General features: G+C 64.8%; 7 protein-coding genes, 3 rRNA genes and 1 pseudogene. 8 read left to right on the top strand and 3 right to left on the bottom strand.

Translation table 11 applies throughout. The annotated features are described in order from the left end of the window. Positions 1-118: 118 nt before the first annotated feature. Both manA and OG975_RS19210 read left to right on the top strand, forming a co-directional pair. A complete protein-coding gene (gene manA / locus OG975_RS19215; RefSeq protein WP_406330508.1) occupies positions 119-1270 on the top strand; it encodes a mannose-6-phosphate isomerase, class I in 1152 nt (383 codons plus the stop codon). 112 nt (positions 1271-1382) lie between these two features. Continuing rightward, the gene (locus tag OG975_RS19210) at positions 1383-2360 is read left to right on the top strand and encodes a cation diffusion facilitator family transporter (protein ID WP_406330507.1); all 978 of its coding nucleotides are present in this window, start codon (positions 1383-1385) and stop codon (positions 2358-2360) included. A 64-nt stretch (positions 2361-2424) separates the two neighbouring features. On the opposite strand, the gene lepB is transcribed toward OG975_RS19210, so the two are convergent. Continuing rightward, positions 2425-3111 carry a signal peptidase I gene (gene lepB, locus OG975_RS19205; RefSeq protein ID WP_406330506.1) on the bottom strand — a complete coding sequence of 229 codons (687 nt, stop codon included), beginning with the start codon at positions 3109-3111 and terminating at the stop codon, positions 2425-2427. Positions 3112-3220: 109 nt separating this feature from the next. Next, positions 3221-3461, bottom strand: a pseudogene (locus OG975_RS19200) (PTS sugar transporter subunit IIA); the annotation flags it as partial. Between the two features lie 314 nt (positions 3462-3775). Here OG975_RS19200 and ahcY point away from each other — a divergent pair. Both ahcY and OG975_RS19190 read left to right on the top strand, forming a co-directional pair. Then, on the top strand, positions 3776-5233 hold the full coding sequence (ahcY, locus tag OG975_RS19195; protein ID WP_406330505.1) for an adenosylhomocysteinase: 1458 nt from the start codon (positions 3776-3778) through the stop codon (positions 5231-5233). 99 nt (positions 5234-5332) lie between these two features. Beyond that, the gene (locus OG975_RS19190) at positions 5333-5947 is read left to right on the top strand and encodes a hypothetical protein (protein ID WP_406330503.1); all 615 of its coding nucleotides are present in this window, start codon (positions 5333-5335) and stop codon (positions 5945-5947) included. 63 nt (positions 5948-6010) lie between these two features. On the opposite strand, the gene OG975_RS19185 is transcribed toward OG975_RS19190, so the two are convergent. Then, positions 6011-6988, bottom strand: coding sequence for an RDD family protein (locus tag OG975_RS19185; RefSeq protein WP_406330502.1), 978 nt, complete (start codon positions 6986-6988; stop codon positions 6011-6013). Positions 6989-7117: 129 nt separating this feature from the next. Between OG975_RS19185 and OG975_RS19180 the strand changes: the two genes are divergently transcribed. The 4 genes from OG975_RS19180 (at position 7118) to rrf (ending at position 13902) form a co-directional block, all read left to right on the top strand. Then, complete coding sequence (locus tag OG975_RS19180; protein WP_406330501.1) at positions 7118-8125, top strand: stage II sporulation protein M; 1008 nt, start codon at positions 7118-7120, stop codon at positions 8123-8125. Between the two features lie 610 nt (positions 8126-8735). Next, positions 8736-10261, top strand: a 16S ribosomal RNA gene (locus tag OG975_RS19175). Positions 10262-10576: 315 nt separating this feature from the next. After that, a 23S ribosomal RNA gene (locus OG975_RS19170) occupies positions 10577-13699 on the top strand. Between the two features lie 86 nt (positions 13700-13785). Then, positions 13786-13902 (top strand): 5S ribosomal RNA (gene rrf, locus OG975_RS19165). The 16S, 23S and 5S rRNA genes sit together here, the layout of an rRNA operon. Positions 13903-13988 lie beyond the last annotated feature (86 nt).

The raw sequence follows: 13988 nt of genomic DNA, 5'->3' as shown, positions 1-13988 counted from the left end.
CCACCGCACGTGGAGGAAGGTCCAGCGCACGCGGATGAAGGTCCACGCCTTCCCCGTGGGACCCGCGTGCCGGGGGCGAGCCCCCGCGTCGTACGCAGAAGGAACCGTAGAGACTCGTATGGATCGCCTCGACAACACCATCCGCCCCTACGCCTGGGGTTCGACGACTGCCATCCCGCGACTGCTCGGCGTGGAGCCGACCGGTGAACCGCAGGCGGAGATGTGGATGGGCGCCCATCCGGGCGCGCCCTCGCGCACCGCGCGCGGTCCGCTCAACGAGGTCATCGCCGAGGACCCCGGGAAGGAACTCGGCCGCGCGGTCGTCGCCAAGTTCGGCCCCCGCCTGCCGTTCCTGCTGAAGATCCTCGCCGCGGGCGGCCCCCTCTCCCTCCAGGTGCACCCCAACCTGGAGCAGGCGAGGGAGGGTTACGAGGACGAGGAGAGCCGCGGCATCCCGATCGACGCCCCGCACCGCAACTACAAGGACGCCAATCACAAGCCCGAACTGATCTGCGCCCTCACGGAGTTCGACGGCCTGTGCGGCTTCCGCGCGCCCGACGAGGCCGCCGAACTCCTCGCGGGCCTGGACGTCGACTCCCTCAAGCCGTACGTCGACCTGCTGCACGCCCACCCGGAGGACGCGGCGCTGCGCGAGATCCTGACGGCGGTGCTGAGCGCGGACCCCGAGGACATGTCCCGCACGGTCACCGAGGCCGCGGCCGCCTGCGCCCGCCTCGGCGGCGACTACGCCCCGTACGCCGACATCGCCCACCACTACCCGGGCGACCCCGGCGTCCTCGCCGCGATGCTCCTCAACTACGTCCAGCTGCAGCCCGGAGAGGCCCTGTTCCTCGGCGCCGGAGTCCCGCACGCGTACTTGAACGGCCTCGGCGTCGAGATCATGGCCAACTCCGACAACGTCCTGCGCTGCGGCCTGACCCCCAAGCACGTCGACGTCCCCGAACTCCTGCGCGTCGTCCACTTCGAGGCGAGCGACCCCGGCGTCCTGCGCCCGGAGGCGTCCCCCGACGGCGAGGAGGTCTACGCGACCCCCATCGACGAGTTCCGCCTCTCCCGGTACGTCCTGGCGGAGGGCGCCGCCCCACGCGACCTCACGCGCGAGACCCCGCAGATCCTGCTCTGCACGGCGGGTTCCGTACACGCGGACGGCAGCACACTGGCCCCCGGCCAGTCGGTCTTCGTACCGGCAGGCGAAAAGGCGGAAGTGTCCGGGAACGGCACGATCTTCCGTGCGACAGTGGTGGCCTGACGGGACGACTGTGGTGACCTGAGGCGCCGTTGTCCGAGCGGGCTGCAACAATGGCCCACGGGCAAAAGGCAGGCAAAGCCCTGGACGGCGTACGAAGGGACAGCAGGAGCACATGAGCGCTTCAGGCGGCACCAAAGCGATCGTGGCGGCACTCGGCGCCAACCTCGCGATCGCGGCAGCGAAGTTCGTCGCGTTCGCCTTCAGCGGCTCGTCATCGATGCTCGCCGAGGGCGTCCACTCGCTCGCCGACTCCGGCAACCAGGCGCTCCTCCTGATCGGCGGCAAGAAGGCCCAGCGCGAGGCGACCCCGCAACACCCCTTCGGCTACGGCCGCGAGCGCTACATCTACGCCTTCCTCGTCTCGATCGTCCTCTTCTCGGTCGGCGGCATGTTCGCCGTCTACGAGGGCTACGAGAAGATCAAGCACCCCCACGAGATCGACCACTGGTACTGGCCGGTGGGCGTCCTGGTGTTCGCGATCATCGCCGAGGGCTTCTCCTTCCGCACGGCCATCAAGGAGTCCAACGAACTGCGCGGCACGCTGTCCTGGGCACAGTTCATCCGCCGCGCCAAGGCCCCCGAGCTGCCGGTCGTCCTCCTGGAGGACTTCGGCGCGCTGATCGGTCTGGTCCTCGCGCTCGGCGGCGTCGGCCTGGCCCTGCTCACCGGCGACGGCGTCTGGGACGGCATCGGCACGGTCTGCATCGGCGTCCTGCTCATCCTGATCGCCCTGGTCCTGGCCGCCGAGACCAAGTCCCTCCTCCTCGGCGAGGCCGCGGGCACCGATGACGTCAAGAAGATCGAGGACGCCATCGTCGACGGCGACACGGTCACCGGCATCATCCACATGCGCACCCTCCACCTCGGCCCGGAGGAGCTCCTGATCGCCGCCAAGATCGCCGTCCAGCACGACGACACGGCCGCCGAGGTCGCCTCCGCGATCAACGCCGCAGAGTCCCGCATCCGCACCGCCGTCCCGATCGCCCGCGTGATCTACCTCGAGCCGGACATCTACAACGAGGCGGAGGCGGCCAAGGGCCCGGACCGCGAGGCGACGCCCGGGGGACCGTCCCCGGCACCCGAGCACTGATGTCACCTTGCCTGTACGTGGTGGGGGCCCGCCCGGAGTCGTCCGGGCGGGCCCCCACCGTCGTTCACACCTGCTGCACGGCCCACGGCGGCGCCGGCGGCACCGCCCGACTCCGCCGTCGTACGACAAAGGCGGCGATCCCGAAGCCGACCCCGGCGAGCGCGATCGGCACCCCGAGCATCCCTGTCACCGCAAGCGCGATGGGCACCGCGCGATGGTCGACCACCCGACCCTGCACCGCGCCGACGGGCACCGTCCCGCCGTGGTCGTCGAGGAAGTAACGGGAGTCCCGCGCGTTCAGGCGCTGATCGCCGAGCAGGAACAGCCGTCCTTCGGGCACCGTGACGTCGTACGGGTCGTACTGCCTGTGCGTTTCGTCGACGACGCCGTCCTGCAGATACGGCTCGTCGAGCGGCTTCCCGTTGACGGTGATCCGCTCGTCCGGCCCCGCACCCCCGCAGCACGCCACGCGGTCGCCACCGACCCCGATGACGCGCTGTATGACACTTCCCGCCGAGCCGTACCGCTCCGGCGCGGAGAACAGCACCACGTCACCACGCCGTATCCGCTCCCCGCCGACGCGCTCCACGAACAGCCGCTCACCGACCGTGTACGTGGGCGTCATGCTCCCGCTCCGCACCGCGGCCGTCGTATAGGCGCTGCGCGCATACATCAAGGACCCGAGCAGCAACACCAAACCCAACGGCCCCAGCACCCACGCCGTGACGGCCAGCCCTCGCCCCCTGCGCATCCCCAACCCCTCCCCGCACGGCACTCCCGCGCGCGCAGAGGCTAGCGGCTTCCTGTGAACGCACGGCGAGGGGCTCCGGCCTCGCGACCACGGGGCCGGGGCCCCAATGCATCTCGCCCAGCACGCCGAGGATCGCGCCCACGTCCGCCGCCTCAGTCAGCCGCTCCCGGAACCCGGGGTCCCTCCACATTCCGCGACAACATCGCCAGGATCCGCAGATGCTCGTCGCCCGCGGCCGCCTCCGGCACGGAGATCGTGAACACCTGCTTGGCCCCGTCGGGCGCACCCCACTCGATGCCCTCGGCGGACCGCGCGAACCCGACGACCGGCGCGGTCATCGCATCCGTCCTGGTGCCGAAGACCTCCCGTCATCGGCCTGATCCATGCGCGCGGGACCCCGCTGTGTCCGAAGGCGGACTGGGGACGGCCGGGTCCACCGGTGTAGCTTGGTGGCTTAGCCAGACGTCGCTGCTGATGGCGGTCGGGCGGTCCCACCGCGGACCGGCCGAGGGAGAGAGGGCCTCCGACGACTGCGCTGCGCGCATCAGGCACACCTGTGCCCTGCCGGGCACCTCCGTGCCCAGCTCGGGTATGGGTATGCCCGCCGCCGCGCAGACAGCCGTATCCACCTCGCCCCAATCCCGACCCCAAGGAGCAGCTCGCCATGACGACTGTCGACAACCGACAGGACTTCAAGGTCGCCGACCTCTCCCTGGCCGAGTTCGGCCGCAAGGAGATCACCCTCGCCGAGCACGAGATGCCCGGCCTGATGTCGATCCGCAAGGAGTACGCCGAGGCGCAGCCCCTCGCGGGCGCCCGCGTCACCGGCTCCCTGCACATGACGGTGCAGACCGCCGTTCTCATCGAGACCCTGGTCGCCCTGGGCGCCGAGGTCCGCTGGGCCTCCTGCAACATCTTCTCCACCCAGGACCACGCCGCCGCCGCCATCGCGGTCGGCCCGGACGGCACGCCCGACAACCCGCAGGGCGTCCCGGTCTTCGCCTGGAAGGGCGAGACCCTGGAGGAGTACTGGTGGTGCACGGAGCAGGCGCTGACCTGGCCGAACACCCCCACCGGCGGCCCGAACATGATCCTGGACGACGGCGGTGACGCCACCCTCCTCGTCCACAAGGGCGTCGAGTACGAGAAGGACGGCAAGGTCCCCTCGGTCGACACCGCCGAGTCCGACGAGCACCGCGTCGTCCTCGAACTCCTGAACCGCACCATCACCGACGGCTCCCAGAAGTGGACCCAGCTCGCCTCGGAGATCCGCGGCGTGACCGAGGAGACCACGACCGGCGTCCACCGTCTCTACGAGATGCACCGCGACGGCACCCTGCTGTTCCCGGCGATCAACGTGAACGACGCCGTGACGAAGTCGAAGTTCGACAACAAGTACGGCTGCCGCCACTCCCTGATCGACGGCATCAACCGCGCCACCGACGTCCTGATCGGCGGCAAGACCGCCGTCGTCTGCGGCTACGGAGACGTGGGCAAGGGCTGCGCGGAGTCCCTGCGCGGCCAGGGCGCCCGCGTGATCATCACCGAGATCGACCCGATCTGCGCGCTGCAGGCGGCGATGGACGGCTACCAGGTCACGACGCTCGACGAGGTCATCGACAAGGCCGACATCTTCGTCACCACGACCGGCAACAAGGACATCATCATGGCCGCGGACATGGCCAAGATGAAGCACCAGGCGATCGTCGGCAACATCGGTCACTTCGACAACGAGATCGACATGGCCGGCCTCGCGAAGATCCCGGGCATCGTCAAGGACGAGGTCAAGCCGCAGGTCCACACCTGGAAGTTCCCCGACGGCAAGGTGCTCATCGTGCTGTCGGAGGGCCGCCTGCTGAACCTGGGCAACGCCACCGGTCACCCCTCCTTCGTGATGTCCAACTCGTTCGCGGACCAGACTCTGGCCCAGATCGAGCTGTTCACGAAGCCCGAGGAGTACCCGACCGACGTCTACGTGCTGCCCAAGCACCTGGACGAGAAGGTCGCCCGCCTCCACCTCGACTCGCTCGGCGTGAAGCTGACGACGCTGCGCCCCGAGCAGGCCTCGTACATCGGCGTAGAGGTCGACGGCCCGTACAAGTCGGACCACTACCGCTACTGAGCACCCCGCCGAGCAGCGGTACCACCGCTCGGCGTACGGATGTCAGCAGGCCCTCGCTCTCGTGGCGGGGGCCTGTCCCCGATGAGGACCTGAACGCCCATGCCCCGCGGCCGTTATTCGCTCCATGATCCGCACGATCACACCCCCCTCGCTGAAGAGCACTTCCACTGCGCGCCCGGCCCCTCCGGCTGGCGCTACGTCTCCCAACTCACCACCCCCTCCGGCGACCACTCCGGCTCCGTCGACCTCGCCCTCGACGAACTCGGCCGCCCCATCCGACTCGAACTGCACGCCGCGAGCTGGCAGATCCGCGGCGCCGCGATCGACGGTGTGACCTGGGTCCGCACCGACCCCACCGGCACGGAGGCCACCGAAGGCAATGTCCAGGCCCACGCCTTCACCGGTACGTCCCCCGCGTTCCTCATCGCCACCGCCCGTCTCCTTCGCCTCACCCCCTCCGCCGCCGCGACCCGCGTACGCCTCGTCGCCTTCACCGACCCAGTCCTCGCCCCGCGCACACTCGACCAGTCCTGGGCCTTGATCTCGAGAGAAACACACGCCACTGACAACGGCCCTCTGACCGTGGACGAATACCAGGTCACAGCGCTGGACACGGGGGAGCAGCACGCCGTGCACATCTCCGGAGACGTGGTGCTGGCGGCGCCCGGCATCGAGCTCGAACACCTCGAATCGCCGCCGTCGGTATTCGCCTGACGACGACGTCTCGACCCGCCGGCGCCATGACGGCTGGTTGCGCGGGCGGGCCGCGACGGCTGACTACGCGGGCGGCACGAAGCCGGTCGCGGGGCGATCGATCTGGTCGGCCTGCGGCGCGGTGGGCCGCGGCGGCGCTTGCGGCACCTGTTGCGACGCCGCTCCCGGAACCGCCGAGGGAGCTGACGGGTAGCGGTAGGACTGTGCGTCTGACGGCTGCGCCGCCGGTCCTGCCGGGCTCGGCACTCCGGTCGGGTACCCACCAGGGCCGGGCTGAGAGATCCCGGCCGCCCCGCCCCCAAACGCCCGCCTGACCTCCCGCGCCTGCCGCTCCTGCACCACGGCCGCCAGATACGCGGCAGGCGGAACCCCCTGCGGCGCCGGAGCCCCCGTACGGGCCGCGAGATCCAGGGCGAGCCGTTCCGCCATGGCGCCGCCGACCTGCGGATCCAACTGCCGCATCCGTGTCAGGTACTGGCGGATGGCCAGCCACAACCCGTCGGGCACCGCGGACAGGTCAAGCCCGGAGAACCGCCCGGCCAACCAGGGCGGTGGCGGAGGCACGAAGGGCATATGGCCGACCGGAATCCTCTCCCGTACGACGAGAGTCCCCGCGAAGACGTCACCGAGCCGTCGCCCCCGCGCCGACACCAGCGAGGCGATGCACGCGACGATCCCGAACGTCATCAGAATCTCGACCACACCGACAGCGCCGCGCACCAGCGCATGCCGGAACCGGACCGGCCCACCGTCGTCCCGCACCACCCGCAGCCCGCACGCCAGCTTCCCGAGCGAGCGGCCGTGACTGAGGGTCTCCACCGCGATCGGCCCGCCCACCAGCACGAGAATGAAGCTGGCGATGGACACCGCGAGCTGCGCCGCGTCGTCCAGGGCGGCCGTTGACGCCACCAGACCGATGGTCACGACGACATAGACGGCCATGGCCACGGCCAGGTCCAGCAACACGGCCAGCGCTCGGCTCGGCAGCTTCGCGGGGCGCAGCTCCAGCGCCACCGCCTCGCCCGTCACTAGCTCACTCACGCTCGCCGTCCTTCCCTGACCTGCCCCGTGAACGGCCAGTCTGCCAAGCTGAGGGCGCATCGCGCCGCAGTAGGACAAGCTGACATCCACGACGAGCCGCCGACGAGCAGCCGAGGAGCAGGCAAACCGATGGACCTCGACGTCTTCGTCTCCGCCCACCGCGCCGAGTGGGACAGGCTCGACGCCCTGCTGCGCCGCCAGCGCCGTCTCACCGGAGCCGAGGCCGACGAACTCGTCGCCCTGTACCAACGCACCGCCACTCACCTCTCCCTGATCCAGTCCAGCGCCCCGGATCCCCAGCTCACCGGCCGTCTCAGCCAACTCGTGGCACGCGCGCGTAGTGCGGTGACAGGAACCCGCCGTGCCTCCTGGCGCGATGTCACCCGCTTCCTGACACACGGTTTCCCGGCAGCGGTCTACCGCTCACGCCACTGGTGGGTACCCACGGCGCTCCTCTCCACCGTCATAGCGACTCTCCTGGGCTGGTGGATCGGCACGCACCCCGAGGTCCAGTCCTCGATCGCGGCCCCCAGCGAACTGCGGGACCTCACTCGCCCCGGTGGCCAGTACGAGACGTACTACTCCAGCCACCCCGCCGCCTCCTTCGCGGCCCAGGTGTGGACGAACAACGCCCAGGCCGCCGCGATGTGCCTGGTCCTGGGCGTCTTCCTGGGCATTCCGGTCCTCTGGATCCTCTTCCAGAACATGCTCAACCTGGGCGTCGGCATCGGCCTGATGTCCTCGGCCGGCCGGCTCGACACCTTCCTGGGGCTCGTCCTCCCGCACGGGCTTCTGGAACTGACCGCCGTCTTCGTCGCCGCCGGCACAGGTCTGCGACTGGGCTGGACCGTGATCGACCCGGGCCCGCGTTCCCGTCGCACGGCGCTCGCAGAAGAGGGCCGAGCCGCGCTGGGCATGGCGATAGGCCTGGCACTGATCCTCTTCGTCTCGGGCGCCATCGAAGGCTTTGTCACGCCGTCCGGTCTCCCCACCTGGGCCCGTATCGGCATCGGAATCGCGGCTGAACTGGCCTTTCTCGCGTACGTCTATGTTCTGGGCGGTCGCGCGGCACGCGCCGGCGACGCGGGTGATGTCGACGAGCCCGAGCGAAGCGCCACGCTCCCGACGGCCGCCTGATGTGCGTGCACGCCCGCTGACCTGCTAGTCTCCTCTTCGCCCCACAAGAGCCGTTGACACGGAGCTGGTGGGGAGGTAGATTCGAACAGTTGCCTAGAACTGGACATGTCCGGTGGCACAGGTTAGTGTCTGCCTGCTTCCCGAAGAAATCGACACTTCGATTTCGGAGAAGCCACTCCCGATGATTCAGAAATGGATGCCGGTCAATCCGGCCCAAGACTTCTGATAAAGTCGGAACCGCCGGAAAGGGAAACGCGAGAGCGGAAACCTGGAAAGCACCGAGGGAAATCGGACCGGAAACGATCTGATAGAGTCGGAAACGCAAGAACGAAACAAAAACAAAGCAAGACCGAAGGGAAGCGCCCGGAGGAAAGCCCGAGAGGGTGAGTACAAAGGAAGCGTCCGTTCCTTGAGAACTCAACAGCGTGCCAAAAATCAACGCCAGATATGTTGATACCCCGTCTCCGGCCGATCGGCTGGGACGAGGTTCCTTTGAAAAAGTCCTGCCGGACGATGTTCGGTAGGCGCACAGCGAGGACGCTGTGAACCGAGGGGATTATTCCTCTCCTTGGTTCCGCTCTCGTGGTGTCCACCCGATTACGGGTAAACATTCACGGAGAGTTTGATCCTGGCTCAGGACGAACGCTGGCGGCGTGCTTAACACATGCAAGTCGAACGATGAAGCCCTTCGGGGTGGATTAGTGGCGAACGGGTGAGTAACACGTGGGCAATCTGCCCTTCACTCTGGGACAAGCCCTGGAAACGGGGTCTAATACCGGATAATACTTCTGCCTGCATGGGTGGGGGTTAAAAGCTCCGGCGGTGAAGGATGAGCCCGCGGCCTATCAGCTTGTTGGTGAGGTAGTGGCTCACCAAGGCGACGACGGGTAGCCGGCCTGAGAGGGCGACCGGCCACACTGGGACTGAGACACGGCCCAGACTCCTACGGGAGGCAGCAGTGGGGAATATTGCACAATGGGCGAAAGCCTGATGCAGCGACGCCGCGTGAGGGATGACGGCCTTCGGGTTGTAAACCTCTTTCAGCAGGGAAGAAGCGAAAGTGACGGTACCTGCAGAAGAAGCGCCGGCTAACTACGTGCCAGCAGCCGCGGTAATACGTAGGGCGCAAGCGTTGTCCGGAATTATTGGGCGTAAAGAGCTCGTAGGCGGCTTGTCACGTCGGGTGTGAAAGCCCGGGGCTTAACCCCGGGTCTGCATTCGATACGGGCTAGCTAGAGTGTGGTAGGGGAGATCGGAATTCCTGGTGTAGCGGTGAAATGCGCAGATATCAGGAGGAACACCGGTGGCGAAGGCGGATCTCTGGGCCATTACTGACGCTGAGGAGCGAAAGCGTGGGGAGCGAACAGGATTAGATACCCTGGTAGTCCACGCCGTAAACGGTGGGAACTAGGTGTTGGCGACATTCCACGTCGTCGGTGCCGCAGCTAACGCATTAAGTTCCCCGCCTGGGGAGTACGGCCGCAAGGCTAAAACTCAAAGGAATTGACGGGGGCCCGCACAAGCAGCGGAGCATGTGGCTTAATTCGACGCAACGCGAAGAACCTTACCAAGGCTTGACATACACCGGAAACGGCCAGAGATGGTCGCCCCCTTGTGGTCGGTGTACAGGTGGTGCATGGCTGTCGTCAGCTCGTGTCGTGAGATGTTGGGTTAAGTCCCGCAACGAGCGCAACCCTTGTTCTGTGTTGCCAGCATGCCCTTCGGGGTGATGGGGACTCACAGGAGACTGCCGGGGTCAACTCGGAGGAAGGTGGGGACGACGTCAAGTCATCATGCCCCTTATGTCTTGGGCTGCACACGTGCTACAATGGCAGGTACAAAGAGCTGCGAAGCCGCGAGGCGGAGCGAATCTCAAAAAGCCTGTCTCAGTTCGGATTGGGGTCTGCAACTCGACCCCATGAAGTCGGAGTTGCTAGTAATCGCAGATCAGCATTGCTGCGGTGAATACGTTCCCGGGCCTTGTACACACCGCCCGTCACGTCACGAAAGTCGGTAACACCCGAAGCCGGTGGCCCAACCCCTTGTGGGAGGGAGCTGTCGAAGGTGGGACTGGCGATTGGGACGAAGTCGTAACAAGGTAGCCGTACCGGAAGGTGCGGCTGGATCACCTCCTTTCTAAGGAGCATCTAGGCCGCCGAGCTTTGCTTGGTGGTCCAGGGCCATTACGTCGGCACACGTCCGACGGTGGTTGCTCATGGGTGGAACGTTGATTATTCGGCACCGTCAGTCATCTCGGGCTGTGAGTACTGTCCTTCGGGGCGTGGAAAGCTGATCATGAGTGGCGAGGGTGTCGGGCACGCTGTTGGGTGTCTGAAGGTACGGCCGATTACGGCTGCCTTCAGTGCCGGCCCCAGTGAACTCCGGTGGTAACCGGGGGTGATGGGTGGTTGGTCGTTGTTTGAGAACTGCACAGTGGACGCGAGCATCTGTGGCCAAGTTTTTAAGGGCGCACGGTGGATGCCTTGGCACCAGGAACCGATGAAGGACGTGGGAGGCCACGATAGTCCCCGGGGAGCCGTCAACCAGGCTTTGATCCGGGGGTTTCCGAATGGGGAAACCCGGCAGTCGTCATGGGCTGTCACCCATACCTGAACACATAGGGTATGTGGAGGGAACGCGGGGAAGTGAAACATCTCAGTACCCGCAGGAAGAGAAAACAACCGTGATTCCGGGAGTAGTGGCGAGCGAAACTGGATGAGGCCAAACCATATGCGTGTGAGACCCGGCAGGGGTTGCGCATGTGGGGTTGTGGGATCTCTCTTTCACAGTCTGCCGGCTGTGAGGCGAGTCAGAAACCGTTGATGTAGGCGAAGGACATGCGAAAGGTCCGGCGTAGAGGGTAAGACCCCCGTAGTCGAAACATCAACGGCTCGTTTGAGAGACACCCAAGTAGCACGGGGCCCGAGAAATCCCGTGTGAATCTGGCGGGACCACCCGCTAAGCCTAAATATTCCCTGGTGACCGATAGCGGATAGTACCGTGAGGGAATGGTGAAAAGTACCGCGGGAGCGGAGTGAAATAGTACCTGAAACCGTGTGCCTACAAGCCGTGGGAGCGTCGGAGTGCATGCTTGCATGCACTCTCGTGACTGCGTGCCTTTTGAAGAATGAGCCTGCGAGTTTGCGGTGTGTTGCGAGGTTAACCCGTGTGGGGAAGCCGTAGCGAAAGCGAGTCCGAATAGGGCGATTCAGTAGCGCGCTCAAGACCCGAAGCGGAGTGATCTAGCCATGGGCAGGTTGAAGCGGCTGTAAGAGGTCGTGGAGGACCGAACCCACCAGGGTTGAAAACCTGGGGGATGACCTGTGGTTAGGGGTGAAAGGCCAATCAAACTCCGTGATAGCTGGTTCTCCCCGAAATGCATTTAGGTGCAGCGTCGTGTGTTTCTTGCCGGAGGTAGAGCACTGGATAGGCGATGGGCCCTACCGGGTTACTGACCTTAGCCAAACTCCGAATGCCGGTAAGTGAGAGCGCGGCAGTGAGACTGTGGGGGATAAGCTCCATGGTCGAGAGGGAAACAGCCCAGAGCATCGACTAAGGCCCCTAAGCGTACGCTAAGTGGGAAAGGATGTGGAGTCGCAGAGACAACCAGGAGGTTGGCTTAGAAGCAGCCACCCTTGAAAGAGTGCGTAATAGCTCACTGGTCTAGTGATTCCGCGCCGACAATGTAGCGGGGCTCAAGCGTACCGCCGAAGTCGTGTCATTGCAGCAATAGGGCCAACGCCCGCTGTGATGGGTAGGGGAGCGTCGTGTGCCGGGTGAAGCCGCGCCGGAAGGCAGTGGTGGACGGTTCACGAGTGAGAATGCAGGCATGAGTAGCGATACACACGTGAGAAACGTGTGCGCCGATTGACTAAGGGTTCCTGGGTCAAGCTGATCTGCCCAGGGTAAGTCGGGACCTAAGGCGAGGCCGACAGGCGTAGTCGATGGATAACCGGTTGATATTCCGGTACCCGCTGTGAAGCGTCAAACATTGAACCAGGCGATGCTAAGTCCGTGAAGCCGCCCCGGAGCCTTCGGGCAAAGGGGAGTGGTGGAGCCGACGGACCAGACCTGCAGTAGGTGAGTGATGGGGTGACGCAGGAAGGTAGTCCATCCCGGGCGGTGGTTGTCCCGGGGTAAGGGTGTAGGCCGTGCGATAGGCAAATCCGTCGCACATCAAGGCTGAGACCTGATGCCGAGCCGATTGTGGTGAAGTGGATGATCCTATGCTGTCGAGAAAAGCCTCTAGCGAGTTTCATGGCGGCCCGTACCCTAAACCGACTCAGGTGGTCAGGTAGAGAATACCGAGGCGTTCGGGTGAACTATGGTTAAGGAACTCGGCAAAATGCCCCCGTAACTTCGGGAGAAGGGGGGCCATCACCGGTGATTGAATTTACTTCATGAGCTGGGGGTGGCCGCAGAGACCAGCGAGAAGCGACTGTTTACTAAAAACACAGGTCCGTGCGAAGCCGTAAGGCGATGTATACGGACTGACGCCTGCCCGGTGCTGGAACGTTAAGGGGACCGGTTAGTCACTCTTCGGGGTGGCGAAGCTGAGAACTTAAGCGCCAGTAAACGGCGGTGGTAACTATAACCATCCTAAGGTAGCGAAATTCCTTGTCGGGTAAGTTCCGACCTGCACGAATGGCGTAACGACTTCTCGACTGTCTCAACCATAGGCCCGGTGAAATTGCACTACGAGTAAAGATGCTCGTTTCGCGCAGCAGGACGGAAAGACCCCGGGACCTTTACTACAGTTTGATATTGGTGTTCGGTTCGGCTTGTGTAGGATAGCTGGGAGACTTTGAAGCAGGCACGCCAGTGTTTGTGGAGTCGTCGTTGAAATACCAGTCTGGTCGTGCTGGATGTCTAACCTGGGTCCGTGATCCGGATCAGGGACAGTGTCTGATGGGTAGTTTAACTGGGGCGGTTGCCTCCTAAAGAGTAACGGAGGCGCCCAAAGGTTCCCTCAGCCTGGTTGGTAATCAGGTGTTGAGTGTAAGTGCACAAGGGAGCTTGACTGTGAGACCGACGGGTCGAGCAGGGACGAAAGTCGGGACTAGTGATCCGGCGGTGGCTTGTGGAAGCGCCGTCGCTCAACGGATAAAAGGTACCCCGGGGATAACAGGCTGATCTTCCCCAAGAGTCCATATCGACGGGATGGTTTGGCACCTCGATGTCGGCTCGTCGCATCCTGGGGCTGGAGTCGGTCCCAAGGGTTGGGCTGTTCGCCCATTAAAGCGGTACGCGAGCTGGGTTTAGAACGTCGTGAGACAGTTCGGTCCCTATCCGCTGTGCGCGTAGGAATATTGAGAAGGGCTGTCCCTAGTACGAGAGGACCGGGACGGACGAACCTCTGGTGTGCCAGTTGTCCTGCCAAGGGCATGGCTGGTTGGCTACGTTCGGGAGGGATAACCGCTGAAAGCATCTAAGCGGGAAGCCTGCTTCGAGATGAGTATTCCCACCTCCTTGAGAGGGTAAGGCTCCCAGTAGACGACTGGGTTGATAGGCCAGATCTGGAAGCCCGGTAACGGGTGGAGGTGACTGGTACTAATAGGCCGAGGGCTTGTCCTCAGTTGCTCGCGTCCACTGTGTTGGTTCTGAAACCACGAACAACCGTCGTAGCTATGCCACGGCTCCGGTTGACAGTTTCATAGTGTTTCGGTGGTCATAGCGTGAGGGAAACGCCCGGTTACATTCCGAACCCGGAAGCTAAGCCTCACAGCGCCGATGGTACTGCAGGGGGGACCCTGTGGGAGAGTAGGACGCCGCCGAACAAATTTTAGAGAAAACCCCCGTACCGGGAAAACGGTACGGGGGTTTTCTGCGTTCTGGATCATTTAATTCAGGGGGCCTCTTCTCC

The organism is Streptomyces sp. NBC_00203 (assembly GCF_045206325.1).
Taxonomy (GTDB): Bacteria; Actinomycetota; Actinomycetes; order Streptomycetales; family Streptomycetaceae; genus Streptomyces; species Streptomyces lutosisoli.
The sequence above is the reverse complement of the archived record's forward strand: the minus strand, read 5'-3'. Positions and strand labels throughout refer to the sequence as shown.